15 protein-coding genes are annotated in these 14,394 nt (G+C 61.8%); 13 read left to right on the forward strand and 2 right to left on the reverse strand.

Annotated features, from left to right (window positions below; translation table 11 throughout):
* The first annotated feature begins 27 nt into the window (after positions 1 to 27).
* The 3 genes from betB to Q0936_RS11665 all read left to right on the forward strand — a co-directional run bounded on the left by betB (position 28) and on the right by Q0936_RS11665 (position 3,982).
* Complete coding sequence (betB, locus tag Q0936_RS11655) at positions 28 to 1,485, forward strand: betaine-aldehyde dehydrogenase (RefSeq protein WP_299292772.1); 1,458 nt, start codon at positions 28 to 30, stop codon at positions 1,483 to 1,485.
* A 142-nt stretch (positions 1,486 to 1,627) separates the two neighbouring features.
* Positions 1,628 to 3,277: a choline dehydrogenase gene (gene betA, locus Q0936_RS11660; protein ID WP_299292774.1), complete on the forward strand. Its 1,650-nt coding sequence runs from the start codon at positions 1,628 to 1,630 to the stop codon at positions 3,275 to 3,277.
* Between the two features lie 99 nt (positions 3,278 to 3,376).
* The gene (locus Q0936_RS11665) at positions 3,377 to 3,982 is read left to right on the forward strand and encodes a thermonuclease family protein (protein ID WP_299144616.1); all 606 of its coding nucleotides are present in this window, start codon (positions 3,377 to 3,379) and stop codon (positions 3,980 to 3,982) included.
* Here the strand turns inward: Q0936_RS11665 and Q0936_RS11670 are convergent.
* Both Q0936_RS11670 and Q0936_RS11675 read right to left on the reverse strand, forming a co-directional pair.
* Complete coding sequence (locus Q0936_RS11670; RefSeq protein ID WP_299292777.1) at positions 3,979 to 5,379, reverse strand: short-chain fatty acyl-CoA regulator family protein; 1,401 nt, start codon at positions 5,377 to 5,379, stop codon at positions 3,979 to 3,981. The genes Q0936_RS11665 and Q0936_RS11670 overlap by 4 nt on opposite strands.
* 65 nt (positions 5,380 to 5,444) lie before the next feature.
* The gene (locus Q0936_RS11675; RefSeq protein WP_299292779.1) at positions 5,445 to 6,662 is read right to left on the reverse strand and encodes a multidrug effflux MFS transporter; all 1,218 of its coding nucleotides are present in this window, start codon (positions 6,660 to 6,662) and stop codon (positions 5,445 to 5,447) included.
* Positions 6,663 to 6,841: 179 nt separating this feature from the next.
* Here Q0936_RS11675 and Q0936_RS11680 point away from each other — a divergent pair, with 179 nt between their 5' ends.
* From Q0936_RS11680 to Q0936_RS11725, 10 genes are all read left to right on the forward strand, one after another.
* Complete coding sequence (locus tag Q0936_RS11680) at positions 6,842 to 8,374, forward strand: acyl-CoA carboxylase subunit beta (protein ID WP_299292781.1); 1,533 nt, start codon at positions 6,842 to 6,844, stop codon at positions 8,372 to 8,374.
* Positions 8,375 to 8,377: 3 nt separating this feature from the next.
* Positions 8,378 to 9,325: a RidA family protein gene (locus Q0936_RS11685; protein ID WP_299292784.1), complete on the forward strand. Its 948-nt coding sequence runs from the start codon at positions 8,378 to 8,380 to the stop codon at positions 9,323 to 9,325.
* Positions 9,322 to 9,660, forward strand: coding sequence for a hypothetical protein (locus Q0936_RS11690; RefSeq protein ID WP_299292786.1), 339 nt, complete (start codon positions 9,322 to 9,324; stop codon positions 9,658 to 9,660). The genes Q0936_RS11685 and Q0936_RS11690 overlap by 4 nt, the downstream gene beginning before the upstream one ends.
* Complete coding sequence (locus Q0936_RS11695; protein ID WP_299144639.1) at positions 9,657 to 10,052, forward strand: cupin domain-containing protein; 396 nt, start codon at positions 9,657 to 9,659, stop codon at positions 10,050 to 10,052. The genes Q0936_RS11690 and Q0936_RS11695 overlap by 4 nt, the downstream gene beginning before the upstream one ends.
* A gap of 164 nt (positions 10,053 to 10,216) precedes the next feature.
* On the forward strand, positions 10,217 to 10,540 hold the full coding sequence (locus Q0936_RS11700; protein ID WP_363323268.1) for a DUF6497 family protein: 324 nt from the start codon (positions 10,217 to 10,219) through the stop codon (positions 10,538 to 10,540).
* 190 nt (positions 10,541 to 10,730) lie between these two features.
* Entirely contained in the window at positions 10,731 to 10,877 is a 147-nt protein-coding gene (locus tag Q0936_RS11705; RefSeq protein ID WP_299144642.1) for a hypothetical protein, read from the forward strand.
* Between the two features lie 57 nt (positions 10,878 to 10,934).
* Positions 10,935 to 11,294 carry a hypothetical protein gene (locus tag Q0936_RS11710; RefSeq protein WP_299292788.1) on the forward strand — a complete coding sequence of 120 codons (360 nt, stop codon included), beginning with the start codon at positions 10,935 to 10,937 and terminating at the stop codon, positions 11,292 to 11,294.
* A 364-nt stretch (positions 11,295 to 11,658) separates the two neighbouring features.
* Positions 11,659 to 11,868 carry a hypothetical protein gene (locus tag Q0936_RS11715; RefSeq protein ID WP_299292790.1) on the forward strand — a complete coding sequence of 70 codons (210 nt, stop codon included), beginning with the start codon at positions 11,659 to 11,661 and terminating at the stop codon, positions 11,866 to 11,868.
* Between the two features lie 132 nt (positions 11,869 to 12,000).
* Positions 12,001 to 12,204 (forward strand): hypothetical protein, encoded by a 204-nt coding sequence (locus Q0936_RS11720; RefSeq protein ID WP_299144650.1) that lies wholly within the window; start codon positions 12,001 to 12,003, stop codon positions 12,202 to 12,204.
* A gap of 105 nt (positions 12,205 to 12,309) precedes the next feature.
* On the forward strand, positions 12,310 to 14,331 hold the full coding sequence (locus Q0936_RS11725) for an acetyl/propionyl/methylcrotonyl-CoA carboxylase subunit alpha (protein ID WP_299292792.1): 2,022 nt from the start codon (positions 12,310 to 12,312) through the stop codon (positions 14,329 to 14,331).
* The last annotated feature ends 63 nt before the right edge of the window (positions 14,332 to 14,394 follow it).

Consider the following 14,394-nt stretch of genomic DNA (forward strand, 5'->3'; position numbering starts at 1 on the left):
CAGAAAATATGCCCGCCGGAGGCGATCATGACCTATCCAACCCAACCCACCGCCAGCCACTTCATTGGCGGAAAGTACGTCGAAGACACTGCAGGCACGCCCATCGACGTGATTTATCCTGCCACGGGCGAGGTCATTGGCCGCGTGCATTCGGCCACACCCGCCATCATCGACCAGGCCCTGACCGCAGCCCGTGCGGCACAGGCGGCCTGGGCCGCGATGACCGGCACCGAACGGGGCCGCATCCTGCGCCGCGCCGCCGACATCATGCGCGAACGCAACCACGACCTGTCGGTGCTTGAAACCTTCGACACCGGCAAACCCTATCAGGAGACCAGCGTGGTCGACGCCACCAGCGGGGCGGACGCGCTTGAGTACTTCGGGGGCATGGCCGCGACCCTGACCGGCCAGCACATCCAGCTGGGCGAGGATTGGGTCTATACCCGGCGCGAGGCGCTGGGCGTCTGCTTGGGCATCGGCGCGTGGAACTACCCCACTCAGATCGCCAGCTGGAAAGGTGCGCCTGCGCTGGCCTGCGGCAACACGATGGTGTTCAAACCGTCCGAGACCACGCCGCTTTGCGCCTTGAAAGTGGCCGAGATCCTGTTTGAGGCGGGCGCGCCCGCTGGCGTCTACAACGTGGTGCAGGGCTTGGGTGACGTCGGCGCGGCGCTGGTCAGTGATCCGCGCGTCGACAAGGTGTCGCTGACCGGCTCCGTACCTACGGGCCGCAAGGTTTATGCCGCTGCGGCGGCAGGTATCAAACACGTGACGATGGAGCTGGGCGGCAAGTCGCCTCTGATCATCTTCGACGACGCCGATCTCGAAAATGCTGTCTCTGGCGCGATCCTGGGCAACTTCTATTCTTCCGGACAGGTCTGTTCCAATGGCACGCGCGTCTTTGTGCAAAAGGGCATCAAGGACGCCTTTCTCGCCCGGCTGTCCGAACGGTTGGCGGATGCGTTGATCGGCGATCCGCAAGATCCCGCAACCAGTTTTGGCCCGATGGTCAGCGCGCGGCAGATGGAGATCGTGCAGGGCTATATCGCCAAAGGGCAGGACGAAGGCGCGCGGCTGGTCTATGGCGGCGACCGCGTTGCGCGGGGCGGGTTCTATCTGCAACCGACTGTGTTTGCCGATGTGACGGATGATATGACCATCGCACGCGAAGAGATATTTGGCCCTGTCATGGCTGTGCTCGATTTCGAGGACGAGGCAGAGGTGATGCCGCGTGCAAATGATACGGAATTTGGTTTGGCCGCCGGTGTGTTCACACGGGACCTGACCCGCGCGCACCGCGTGGCTGCCGGGTTCGAAGCGGGTACGTGTTACATCAACACCTACAATGACGCCCCGGTTGAGGCGCCTTTCGGAGGCTCCAAACAGTCCGGAGTGGGGCGCGAAAACGCCAGTGCTGCGATCGCGCACTACAGCCAACTCAAATCTGTCTACGTGCGCATGGGTGACCTCGAAGCGCCATTCTGAGGCGTCGGGCCGCCCTTTTTCGAAAGCCGGCCCACCCGCCCACCCCCGTCTTTCGAAAAAGGGCGGGGTGTACATTTCTACCCCCTGTGCGGTGTGCTTGACCGCCGCATGCGGGCTTTGACGATCCTGGGAAAGGTGAAACATGGAAGCGGATTATGTGATTGTCGGTGCCGGATCGGCTGGCTGCGCTGTGGCTTACCGTTTGGCTGAGGCAGGGCAGTCGGTTCTGGTGATCGAGCACGGCGGCACGGATGCGGGTCCGTTCATTCAGATGCCTGCCGCACTGTCCTATCCGATGAACATGAAACGCTATGACTGGGGCTATCAGTCCGAACCCGAGCCGCATCTGAACAACCGTCGCTTGGCCTGCCCACGTGGCAAGGTCATTGGCGGGTCATCATCGATCAACGGCATGGTCTATGTGCGTGGCCACGCGATGGACTACGACCACTGGGCCGAGGCGGGTGCCGATGGGTGGGGGTATGCCGATGTGCTGCCCTATTTCAAACGGATGGAAAGCTGGGACGCCAACGGTCACGGCGGCGATCCGGGCTGGCGCGGCACGGACGGCCCACTGCATGTCACGCGCGGGCCGCGCGACAACCCGCTGTTTTCAGCTTTTGTCGAAGCGGGCAAACAGGCCGGGTACGAAGCCACGGATGACTACAACGGGCAAAAGCAGGAAGGCTTTGGCCCTATGGAGCAGACGGTACACAAGGGGCGACGCTGGTCAGCCGCCAACGCCTATCTGAAGCCCGCGTTGAAGCGTCCAAATTGTGACCTTGTGCGGGGGTTGGTCGAACGTGTGGTGATCGAGGACGGGCGTGCCGTGGCCGTTGCCTTGGCAGGGGGCACGCAGATCCGGGCGCGGCGCGAAGTCATTCTGGCCGCGTCGTCCATCAATTCACCGAAGATCCTGATGTTGTCCGGCATCGGCCTCGCCGCCCACCTGGCAGAGCATGGCATCGACGTGGTTGCCGACCGGCCCGGCGTCGGCGCCAACCTGCAAGACCACCTCGAACTTTATATCCAGATGGCCGCCGCACAGCCCATCACGCTCTACAAGCACTGGAACCTGTTCTCGAAGGCGCTGATCGGTGCGCAATGGCTGTTCACCGGCACGGGGCTGGGCGCGTCCAACCAGTTTGAAAGCGCCGCCTTTGTCCGCAGTCGCGCAGGCGTGCCGTACCCGGATATCCAATACCATTTCCTGCCCATCGCCGTGCGTTATGACGGTCAGGCCGCCGCCGAAGGGCACGGGTTTCAGGCCCATGTCGGTCCGATGCGGTCGCCCAGCCGTGGTGCCGTCACCCTGCGATCCGGCAACCCGGCAGACGATCCCGTGATCCGGTTCAACTACATGAGCACGGACGAAGACTGGAACGATTTCCGCACCTGCATTCGCCTCACGCGCGAGATCTTTGCCCAGGACGCCTTTGCTCCGTTTGTCAAACACGAGATCCAGCCCGGCGCGCATGTGCAGTCTGACGCAGAACTGGACGCGTTCATCGCAGAACACGCCGAAAGCGCATACCACCCCTGCGGGACATGCAAAATGGGCGCTGCGTCCGACCCGATGTCTGTTGTCGACCCGCAGGGTCAGGTGATTGGCGTTGACGGGCTGCGTGTGGTCGACAGTTCGGTCTTTCCCCGGATCACCAACGGCAACCTGAATGGGCCTTCCATCATGACCGGTGAAAAGATGGCGGATCACATCCTGGGCCGCGATCCACTTGCCCGCAGCAACGATCAACCCTGGCTGCATCCCGATTGGGAAACGTCGCAGCGTTAGTCACGGCATCGCTTTGGGTTTGCATTCCGAAGGATGCGCCCCCAAATTAACCTAATGTTAAGAATTTGTTCCGCGCTTGTTCTCGCGCTCACACCTATCATGGCACAGGCGGAGATTTCTGGCGCGGTCCGGGTGATCGATGCTGACACGGTTGATGTCGGCGGGACACGCGTGCGTTTGCATGCCATTGATGCACCAGAGCAGGACCAAACCTGCCTCACGGAACACGGGCTGCCCTTTGCCTGTGGCCAGTGGGCATCGGCGCAGGTGGTTGAACGGTTTGGCGGGCGACATGCCACCTGCGAGCAGGTCGATACCGACCGTCACGGGCGCGCGGTGGCCAAATGCGCAGTGGATGCCGTCGATATGGGGGCCGAAATCGTGACGCAGGGCTGGGCCTTTGCCTATCGCCGCTACGGCATGGACTATGACCTCGACGAAAAAGCAGCCTACGTCACTGATCGCGGCCTGCACGGTTTTCGGGTCCAATCGCCGGCACAGTTTCGACGCACGCGGGCAAAGGGGCGTATCCCACCCAACCCGGCCTGTCGCATCAAGGGCAATATATCAGCCAACGGCCAAATCTATCACGTGCCGGGGCAGGCGTTTTACGAGCGCACCGGGATCAACGAGGCGCGTGGCGAACGGTGGTTCTGTTCGGCAGCTCAGGCGCGCGATGCCGGATGGCGGGCAGCACTACGCTAGTTGACGGCATACGGCAGAACGCCACGCACATCCGGGTCGACCGACAATTGCCGTTCCAGCGGCGGGACAGAGCGTTGGTGGCAGCCCTTGCGCTCGCAGATGCGGCAGGAAATGCCAATGGGTTCAAATGCGACGTCACGTGCGATGTCCATCCCGTCGGCAAAGACCAGATCGGGCGCATGTTTGACCTCGCACCCCAACGCAATGGCATAGCGGCGCACCGGCGCGCCAAAGCGCCCCCCGGTTTTCGATACATCCCGTGCCAGACTGATGTAGCGCACGCCATCCGGGGTTTCGGCCAGTTGGCGCAGGAATTGTCCGGGCTGTTCAAATGCGCGGTGCACGTTCCACAGCGGGCACGCACCGCCAAAACGGGCAAATTGCAGGCGCGTGGCTGAATGTCGTTTGGTGATCGTGCCGGCCTGATCGACGCGGACGAAAAAGAACGGAATGCCCTTGGCGCCGGGACGCTGCAAGGTGGACAGCCGGTGGCATACTTGTTCGATGGACGCACCAAACCGCGTCGCCAACTGTTCGAGATCGTGGCGCGTGTCCTGCGCGGCGCGTTGAAAGGCGGCATAGGGCATCAGGGCTGCACCGGCAAAATAGTTGGCCAGCCCGATCTTGGCGATGGCGCGCGCCTCGTTGGTGTGGAACCGGGCCAGATCCAGCGTCGCCTCCAACAGTGGATCCTGCCGCAGCAGGGCGACTTGCAACAGCATCTGGAACGTCTGGCTTTGGGGCGTGGCGCGGGTCGAGATGTGCAGCAGTCCTGCTTCTGGTTCATGGCGGCGCAGGGTGTCCGTATCCGCAAAAACGACTTTGACCTTGATGTTGGCCAGCGCCGATACCGCGGCCACGCGGATGTTCTGGTGCCGCCCTTCGGCAGTGGCAAAATGTTCGGCGGCACGGTCTACGGCGTCGATATAGTTGTCGCAGTAATGGAAGAAATCGCGCACTTCCTCCCACGGGCTGGGGCGGGCGCGCGCATCTTCGCGGCCCAGTGCCTCGTCGAGGGATGCCAGCCGTTCATGGGTCTGCCGGTAGGCGCGGTGCAAATCCAGAAAGGCATGGGCCAGCGCTGGCGCATTCGACGCCGCCAGACGCAGGTCCGCCAAGGGTGGCATATCCCCGGAGAACACCGGGTCCGCCAGCGCCTCGCGCATGTCCGATACCAGCCGTTCACCATCGCCAGAGCTCAACTCGGTCACGTCCAACCCGAACTCTTGCGCCAGACTGAGCACCACAGAGGTGCTGACCGGACGGTTATTGTTCTCCATCTGGTTCAAATAGGGCAGGGACACGCCCAGCTTGGCGGCGAAGTCCTTTTGCGTCAGGCCAACGCGCGTGCGCACCTCGCGCAGTTTCGCGCCAGCATAGAGTTTGGGAGCGGCCATGATGATCCGTCTTTGCAGGTTTGCAGTAGTGACATGCTAGGTTTGCAAAGCGCGGCGTGCAAGTCTCAACCCAAGGCGATACGGCGTTCGCGACGGTACACCGCAGCGATGGACAGCAGGGCGCAGACCCCGACGGTACACATGATCAACAAGAGCGGATAGGCGCCCGTCTCAGGCGTCAGAAGGAAGCCCGCCAAGGCCGACAGGGCCGCGCCACCGCCGATCATGATCGCGCCGCCCAGCCCCGATGCCGTTCCGGCCAGATGTGGCCGCACCGACAACATGCCCGCCGTCGCATTGGGGATCACCAGACCATTGCCCAGCCCGACAAAGGTCATCATCCCAAAGAACGTCAGAGGGGTGCCCAGACCCATGAGGAAAATGCCAAGCGAGACAAAGGTGCCAAACGCGTTGGCCAAACAGCCCCAAAGCACCAGCTTGTTCACCCCAAACGTGGTCGCAAACCGGCCGCTCGCCCAATTGCCAAAGAAATACCCGATGGCAGGCGCGCCAAAGTAAATGCCCAGCTCAAATGGCGTCATGCCAAACACCTGCGTCCCCACAAACGGCGCGCCACCCAAGTAGGCAAAGAACGAGCCGGAACAGAACGCAGCAGCCAGCGAATATCCCCAAAAGCGCGGGGACCGCAGCAGTTCCGGATATTCGCGGAACTGGCCAATCAGCGACTTTGACGACGCCTTGGCCGTTTCGCCCAGGTCCATATAGACCAGCCACAACAGCAGCCCGCCGGTGGCAAAGAAGAACCAGAACACCGATTTCCAACCCAGGTGCTGATCCAACAACCCGCCAAGGCCCGGCGACACCATGGGCACAATCGCCATGCCCATTGTCACGTATCCGATCATCGACGCGGAATGGTCCTGGTCATACAGGTCGCGGATCACGGCGCGGCTCAACACCATGGCGACGGCAACCACCGCCTGACACATGCGAAAGAACAGGAACACCTCGACATTGGGGGCAAATATGCAGCCCAGCGTGGCGAGCATAAACAGGCCAATGCCCCACATCAGCACCTTGCGCCGCCCCAGATTGTCTGAAATCGGCCCTATGATCGTCTGCATGATGGCCGACACGGCCAGGTACAGCGCCACCGACAGCTGCATCACTTTGTATTCGGTGTCGAAATACTCGGTCATCCGGGGCAGGCTGGGCAGGAACATGTTCATGACCATCGCCGACACCCCGGCCAGCAGGATGAGCGTTGCGATATGAGGCGGAGTGGAGCGGTCCAGAAATCGGACCTTCGGCGGGGCTTGCATGCCACCGGAGGTAGGTCTGCGCAACTGAACTGTCCAGTGCAGTTATGCACGTGCATATGTGCTTTGCATATTTGCAGTTTGCATCTCTTTTGTGAAAACAGGTTTGCAAATATTCCGAAAGGCCGTTCACCCGCCCGCGCGCGCCCTGTAAGGTGGCGCAAATCACCAGCGGGGACAGCATGAAAGATATCCTGACCGAATTGGAAGCGCGGCGCGCAGAAGCGCGTTTGGGCGGCGGACAAAAGCGGATCGATGCCCAGCATGGCCGCGGCAAACTGACCGCGCGCGAACGGATCGAATTGCTGCTCGATGAGGGGTCGTTCGAAGAGTTCGACATGTTCGTCACCCACCGCTGCACCGATTTCGGCATGGAATCCCAAAAACCCGCAGGCGATGGCGTTGTCACTGGATGGGGGACGATCAACGGGCGTCTGGTCTATGTGTTCAGCCAGGATTTCACCGTCTTTGGCGGGTCGCTGTCCGAAACCCACGCCCAGAAGATCTGCAAGATCCAGGACATGGCGATGCAGAACGGCGCACCCGTGATCGGCATCAACGACTCAGGTGGTGCGCGCATCCAGGAAGGTGTTGCGTCGCTTGCTGGCTATGCCGAGGTGTTCCAGCGCAACATCATGGCCAGCGGTGTCGTGCCGCAGATCAGCGTGATCATGGGCCCCTGCGCGGGTGGCGCGGTCTATAGCCCGGCGATGACCGACTTCATTTTCATGGTCAAGGACACGTCCTACATGTTCGTGACCGGCCCCGATGTGGTCAAGACAGTCACCAACGAGGTCGTCACCGCCGAAGAGCTGGGTGGCGCGTCGACCCACACCAAGAAGTCCAGCGTCGCCGACGGTGCATTCGAAAACGACGTTGAGGCTCTGGCCGAAGTGCGCCGCCTTGTCGACTTCCTCCCGCTGAACAATCGCGAAAAGCCGCCCGTGCGTCCGTTCTTTGACGAACCGGGCCGGATCGAGGCATCGCTCGACACGCTGGTGCCGGACAACGCGAACACCCCCTATGACATGAAGGAGTTGATCCTCAAGGTCGCAGACGAGGCGGATTTCTACGAGATCCAGGAGGATTTCGCCAAGAACATCATCACCGGCTTCATTCGCCTTGAAGGGCAGACCGTGGGCGTCGTCGCCAACCAGCCGATGGTGCTGGCCGGGTGTCTGGATATCGACAGCAGCCGCAAGGCCGCGCGGTTCGTGCGGTTCTGCGATGCGTTCGAAATCCCGATCCTGACGCTGGTCGATGTGCCCGGTTTCCTGCCCGGCACGTCTCAGGAATATGGCGGCGTGATCAAGCACGGGGCCAAGCTGCTCTTCGCCTATGGTGAAGCGACGGTGCCCAAGGTCACGGTCATCACGCGCAAGGCCTATGGCGGCGCCTATGACGTTATGGCGTCCAAGCACCTGCGTGGAGATTTCAACTATGCCTGGCCCACCGCCGAGATCGCGGTGATGGGCGCCAAGGGCGCGACAGAGATCATCCACCGCGCCGATCTGGGCGATGCGGACAAGATCGCGGCGCACACGGCGGATTATGAGGATCGGTTCGCGAACCCCTTCGTGGCGGCGGAAAAAGGGTTCATCGACGAGGTGATCCAACCCCGTTCCACCCGCCGCCGCGTCAGTCGCGCCTTTGCGTCGCTGCGGGGCAAATCGCTGCAGAACCCGTGGAAGAAGCACGACAATATTCCGTTGTGACGCATGAACCGTAACTACGCAGATATTCTTGCCCTTGCAGGGCGTGATCCGGATTGGTTCGATGAATACGCGGTGCCGCGTTTCGAAGCCTTCGCACCAGACCGGATTGCGAACATCTATGCGTCGGAATGCGCTCTGGTCTTGATTGCCTGCCAAAGCTGCAAAGCTGAGTTTAAGGTCGCATTTTCCGAGGTGAATGCGACTAGCGCTGTTTCACGCTTTGATGGCCGGCGCAGTGCACAGCGACGCGCGTCCATTGCCGAAATGATTACGCGGGGACGGCTTCACTACGGTGATCCACCCAACACGAACTGTTGTGCAGCAGGTGCGTCGATGAATTCTGTGCCGCTGCGCGTGCTGGAATATTGGCAGACGCTGCGCCATGACTTGTCGCGCGTTGGTCAGCACTTGTCTCCCGAAGACATTGCGGATTTGTCCCCAAGATGGGAGCGCGACGCAGAGCTGGAAATTGAAATAATCCGCCCGGAGCGACGTGTTGCGGGTGCACATCAATATGTGATCCAGCCGGTCAATGTGAAGGAACGCGACTTCCACCTCATCGCCAACGGTCCCCGCCCTGTCGCCCCGTTTTCCCATGCCGTCGAAACGGATGGCTGGGTGATCCTGACCGGGCAGATGCCGACCGATCCCAATGCGCCGGATGCGCCTTTGCCCGACGGGGTCGAGGCGCAAACGCGGCGGGTGATGGACAACCTTGAGATTGTCCTCAAAGGCGTCGGGCTGGACCTGAGCCATGTCGTGCAGTGCCGCGCCTATCTGACCGCGTTCGAGCGTGACTATGCCGCGTTCAACGACACCTATCAGACCTATTTCCCGGCCGACCGCCGGCCTGCGCGCACCACCGTTGGTGTCACGGCTCTGGCCGTTGGGGCGCTGGTGGAAATCGACTGCGTGGCGCGGCGTCCCCGCGGGGACGGTGGGGCGGCATGAGCAAGGGCTGGCATATCCTGCGCGATGGCGAGAGCGTGACGCTGTGCCGCCAGCTGCCGCCAAGGCTGGAGTTTGGCGTTCAAACCGTTCTGCCCAAAGCGGACCCGGTGCGGCTGGCGCATCAGATTCGGCAGGACATGTGGCGCGCTTTGCAAAATGTGCGTGGCTATGTGCCGGTGATCCGGCTTGATCCGGTGCCGGATGGATGGGCCGTGACGGCGGGTGGCGGTGCGTCGCGCCCGCTGGCTGCGCCTGTCATGGACCGGGCGCGCGCCGTGTTGAACGACCCCAAGAACCGGGCGCGGTGGGTGCGATATGCGGGGGGAGCGTCATGAGCCTTTGGAAAGGTCAGTCCTTTGTGGTGTCGCATGCCGACAGCTCGGCGTTTGTCGGGCAGGGGCTGCGCCCGTTCTTTGAATACCGGAACATGGGCATACCCGACGCCACGGATGGGAAATTTGGTGCCCATGTCATCCGGGCCGTACCCGGCATGGAAAGCCCCGGCACATGGCACAGTCACGACCTCGACTTCCAACTGGTCTACGTGACCAAAGGCTGGGTCGTTTTCGAGTACGAAGGGCAGGGTGAACACGTTCTGCGGGAAGGTTCGTGTGTGCTGCAACCTCCGGGCATTCTGCACCGCGAGGTTCGACATTCCGACGACATGGAATTGATTGAAATCACCTCACCTGCGGACTTTACAACGCAAGAAGAAGATGCACCATGACGCCCGGACGGACGCGTATTACGCCGCGTAGAACAGTGCGACGGACTATCACCGCGCGCACAGCAACCCCGGAGGGAGGAGCTCGGACCTGGCGACAGGAATGGGTCCGGGGTTGCGCTACGCTGGCCGTCGTTTTCTGTGCCATCCCCGCGACAGCCCAGAACGTGCCCTCGGGCCAGGATCTGTCCCTGACCGAAGTGCTGATTGACGATGTGAGCGGTGAGGCGTGGCTGCGGTTCCGCTTTCTGGCACCGCAAATCTCGCGGCATTCCGGCACGGTGACCTACAGCGATGCCGAGGACGACTTTGCCCATCTGTGCGATGCCGTTGCGCGTCCCTATCTGCTGGAACATGCGCTGGCGGCTGACGTGATTGCCATCACTCTGATGGACCGTGCCGTACCATTTGGTCAGGCAGACCCGGACGCCACGCAATTCATCGAAGTGTTCAGAATTGAGAACGACGCTTGCGTCTGGGAGCTGCTCTAATGCCTGTTGATGCCATTCATGCGGGATGGGCCGCTGATGCTTTGCGGCCACAACCCGCGCAAGCCTTTGCTGTGCCGTTTCTTTTGGCGCTGAAATCACGTATACGGTCGCCGAGGGGTCCCCAAGACCGCCTTACCTCGCAGCGGGCGTGCGGTGACGTGCGTCAATTTGTTGACTACAGGAGAGACAGATGTCGAAGAGCATCAAAGTATTGGGCATGGTTAGCCTCATGGTTCTGGTTGCCGCGTGCGGCCGCAACAACAACAACGAAGAGTTCGTGGTTGTTGAGCCCGAGCCCATCAGCCAAGAGCCTGTCCACACGGGCAAGTTCAAATAATTCGACAGGGCGGGCCGCAAGGCCCGTCCTGACACCCCCATCCGCGGGGGGCAGCGCATGCTGAAACATCGCGGTTTTCCGGGTCGTTTGACCGGAACAGATTTCCAATTCACCATTCGCAGGCCAAACCCCAAAGGTGTCACGCCGTTGACTCGTCGGGAGCGTTTTGCCGATCGCCGCCCGCCCGACAAACGTGCGGATGCCGCTTTTATGGCGGCCTTGTGGGCGCAATTCGGTGACGCACCTTTTGAGCGTGGCAATCTGGATGCCGGGCGCTTGTCCTGGCTGTTCGAGCGCGAGGTCAAGCCCGCCACTGATCCCTTTGACCCCGCCGATTACGAGGCGCTGCTGGTCATTGACGAAGCCGTGGCGCGCGCGTCCTTTCCCGATGCCTTTGCGGACGGATGGGAGGCATGATGGCCACAGCTTTCGGCGCAAACCTGCCAACGGATTCCCGGATTTGGCGAATGTCGGCTCATTTTTCGCGTCGCATGATGCGGCCCTATGCAGCACCGACAGATCTGTGCGAGCGTCAGTCCATGGCGGCGGTTCCCCAGGTTTACACCGCCGCTGTGTACCATTTCCGTACCCCTTCCCCTGGTGGGCAGCATGTGTCGCAAGGCGCATCGCTGCTCACCAATTTTTTTGTTGCAAGCCAACAGCCTGCGGCGTTTGTTTCAGCGCGTCACGCGATTGCGAATGTATGTTGCAGGGTCCCCCCCTTGGTTTTGGAACAACCGGTTCCCAACTGTTCTGCAGAGAACAGAAAGGACCCAAACACATGTCTCTCAAATTTGCATCTGTGGCGCTTGCAGCCACCCTCGGACTGGCCGCATGCGGCGACACCATCGGCGAGCAGGCCCTGTCAGGCGCGGTTGTCGGCGCGGCAGGCACGGCGCTGTTCAACGGCGACGTGGGCACCGGCGCGGTGGTCGGTGCGGTCGGTGGCATCGCCTATTGCCAGATCTACGACGGCGCGCGCTGCAACTGATCGTCGGCAAGGCTGCGCCGGTTGGTCCCCATTTCGGCGACCGATTGCGCAGCCTGCGGGCGGACGGATGGAACCATTGATCTTTGAATGCGTTGTTCGCAAGACAAACGTGACACATTCAGGAGATCAGTCATGCGGAAAAAGACACTTATCAGCGCGACCGTTGTCATGCTTGGCCTCGCGGCCTGTGGCGACACGGTGGGTGAACAGGCCGTCATCGGTGGCGCGGTTGGTGCAGGTGCCGCCGCAGTCACAAGCGGCAGCGTCATCACAGGTGCTGCGGTCGGGGCGGCTGGCAACGTGCTGGCCTGCGAACTCGACATCGCAAACTGCTGATCTGACATTCGGCCCGGACATCCGGGCCCCCAATTCATTGCAACGCCGTTGCGCCCTCGGGTGCAGCGGCGTTTTGCGTCTGACGACTCAACCAAGTGAGGCCCCATGTTCAAGAAACTGCTGATTGCCAACCGGGGCGAAATTGCCTGCCGTGTGATCAAGACCGCGCGCAAGATGGGGATACCCACCGTTGCGATTTATTCGGATGCGGACGCCAAGGCGTTGCATGTGCAAATGGCTGATGAGGCGGTGCACATCGGCCCGCCCCCTGCCAACCAGTCCTATATCGTCATCGACAAGGTGATGGAGGCGATCAAGTCCAGCGGCGCGGAAGCCGTACACCCCGGTTATGGCTTTCTGTCCGAAAACGCCAAGTTTGCCGAAGCGTTGGACGCCGCCGGTGTCGCCTTTGTCGGCCCGCCCAAGGGCGCGATCGAGAGCATGGGCGACAAGATCACGTCCAAGAAAATCGCCCAAGAAGCCAATGTGTCCACCGTGCCCGGCTATATGGGGCTGATCGAGGACGCGGACGAGGCGGTCAAGATCTCGAACGAGATCGGCTATCCGGTAATGCTCAAGGCCTCTGCCGGTGGCGGCGGCAAGGGCATGCGCATCGCGTGGAACGACGCCGAGGCGCGCGAAGGGTTTCAAAGTTCCAAGAACGAGGCGGCCAATTCCTTTGGCGACGACCGGATTTTCATCGAAAAATTCGTGACCCAGCCGCGCCACATCGAGATCCAGGTGCTGTGTGACACCCATGGCAACGGCATCTATCTGGGCGAACGCGAATGTTCGATCCAGCGCCGCAACCAGAAGGTCGTCGAAGAGGCCCCCAGCCCGTTCCTGGACGAGGCCACGCGCCGCGCCATGGGCGAACAGTCCGTCGCTCTGGCCAAGGCCGTGGGCTATGCCAGCGCGGGCACGGTTGAATTCATTGTGGACGGGGACAAGAATTTCTACTTCCTCGAGATGAACACGCGCCTTCAGGTGGAACACCCGGTGACCGAGCTGATCACCGGCGTGGACCTTGTGGAACAGATGATCCGCGTCGCCGCCGGTGAGCCGCTGAGCATCACCCAGGACGATGTGAAACTGAACGGCTGGGCCATCGAAAACCGGCTTTATGCCGAGGACCCATATCGCGGGTTCCTGCCGTCCATTGGGCGTCTGACCCGCTATCGCCCCCCCGCCGAGACGGCCAGCTATACCCCCGGCGTCGTGCCCGACGACATCGTGGTGCGCAACGACACCGGCGTCTACGAGGGCGGCGAGATCAGCATGTATTACGACCCAATGATCGCGAAGCTGTGCACATGGGGCCCCGACCGCGCCACGGCAATCGAGGCGATGCGCGTAGCACTCGACAGTTTTGAGGTCGAGGGCATTGGTCACAACCTGCCATTCCTCAGCGCGGTCATGGATCACCCGAAATTCGTAAGCGGTGATATGACCACCGCCTTTATCGAAGAAGAATATCCCGACGGTTTCGAAGGGGTGACGCTGGCCGATGGCGAACTGGCCCGTGTGGCGGCGGCCTGTGCCGCGATGCACCGCGTTGCGGAAATTCGCCGCGCCCGTGTGTCGGGCCGCATGGACAACCACGAACGGAAGGTTGGCACCGATTGGAATGTCACGGTGCAGGGGCAATCCTTTGATGTGACAATTGACGCCGACCACGACGGCGCAACCGTGCATTTCGGCGACGACCGCGCGCTGCGCGTGTCAGGGGCTTGGACGCCCGGCGATCAACTGGCCGAGATGACGGTCGATGGTGCGCCGCTGGTGCTCAAGGTCGGCAAGATATCGGGCGGCTTCCGCATCCGCACCCGCGGGGCAGACACCAAGGTGCATGTGCGCACCCCGCGTCAGGCCGAACTGGCCCGCCTGATGCCCGAAAAGACGCCGCCGGACACGTCCAAGATGCTGCTTTGCCCGATGCCGGGTCTGGTCGTGAAAATCGACGTTTCCGAAGGCGACGATGTGCAAGAGGGCCAGGCGCTCTGCACCATCGAAGCGATGAAGATGGAGAACATCCTGCGCGCCGAGAAAAAGGGCGTGGTGTCCAAGATCAACGCCGGTGCGGGTGACAGCCTGGCCGTCGACGATGTGATCATGGAATTCGAGTGACGTTTGCGGCGGGAATATGTGTGACGCGGGCAAAGGTGGCGCCGCAAGGCGTGCCTGTGCCGC

This window comes from uncultured Tateyamaria sp. (assembly GCF_947488715.1).
Classification (GTDB): domain Bacteria; phylum Pseudomonadota; class Alphaproteobacteria; order Rhodobacterales; family Rhodobacteraceae; genus Tateyamaria.

Coding starts and splice junctions, on each gene's coding strand:
- betB (WP_299292772.1), top strand. CDS start 28: ATGACCTATCCAACCCAACCCACCGCCAGCCACTTCATTGGCGGAAAG.
- betA (WP_299292774.1), top strand. CDS start 1,628: ATGGAAGCGGATTATGTGATTGTCGGTGCCGGATCGGCTGGCTGCGCT.
- Q0936_RS11665 (WP_299144616.1), top strand. CDS start 3,377: ATGGCACAGGCGGAGATTTCTGGCGCGGTCCGGGTGATCGATGCTGAC.
- Q0936_RS11670 (WP_299292777.1), bottom strand. CDS start 5,379: ATGGCCGCTCCCAAACTCTATGCTGGCGCGAAACTGCGCGAGGTGCGC.
- Q0936_RS11675 (WP_299292779.1), bottom strand. CDS start 6,662: ATGCAAGCCCCGCCGAAGGTCCGATTTCTGGACCGCTCCACTCCGCCT.
- Q0936_RS11680 (WP_299292781.1), top strand. CDS start 6,842: ATGAAAGATATCCTGACCGAATTGGAAGCGCGGCGCGCAGAAGCGCGT.
- Q0936_RS11685 (WP_299292784.1), top strand. CDS start 8,378: ATGAACCGTAACTACGCAGATATTCTTGCCCTTGCAGGGCGTGATCCG.
- Q0936_RS11690 (WP_299292786.1), top strand. CDS start 9,322: ATGAGCAAGGGCTGGCATATCCTGCGCGATGGCGAGAGCGTGACGCTG.
- Q0936_RS11695 (WP_299144639.1), top strand. CDS start 9,657: ATGAGCCTTTGGAAAGGTCAGTCCTTTGTGGTGTCGCATGCCGACAGC.
- Q0936_RS11705 (WP_299144642.1), top strand. CDS start 10,731: ATGTCGAAGAGCATCAAAGTATTGGGCATGGTTAGCCTCATGGTTCTG.
- Q0936_RS11710 (WP_299292788.1), top strand. CDS start 10,935: ATGCTGAAACATCGCGGTTTTCCGGGTCGTTTGACCGGAACAGATTTC.
- Q0936_RS11715 (WP_299292790.1), top strand. CDS start 11,659: ATGTCTCTCAAATTTGCATCTGTGGCGCTTGCAGCCACCCTCGGACTG.
- Q0936_RS11720 (WP_299144650.1), top strand. CDS start 12,001: ATGCGGAAAAAGACACTTATCAGCGCGACCGTTGTCATGCTTGGCCTC.
- Q0936_RS11725 (WP_299292792.1), top strand. CDS start 12,310: ATGTTCAAGAAACTGCTGATTGCCAACCGGGGCGAAATTGCCTGCCGT.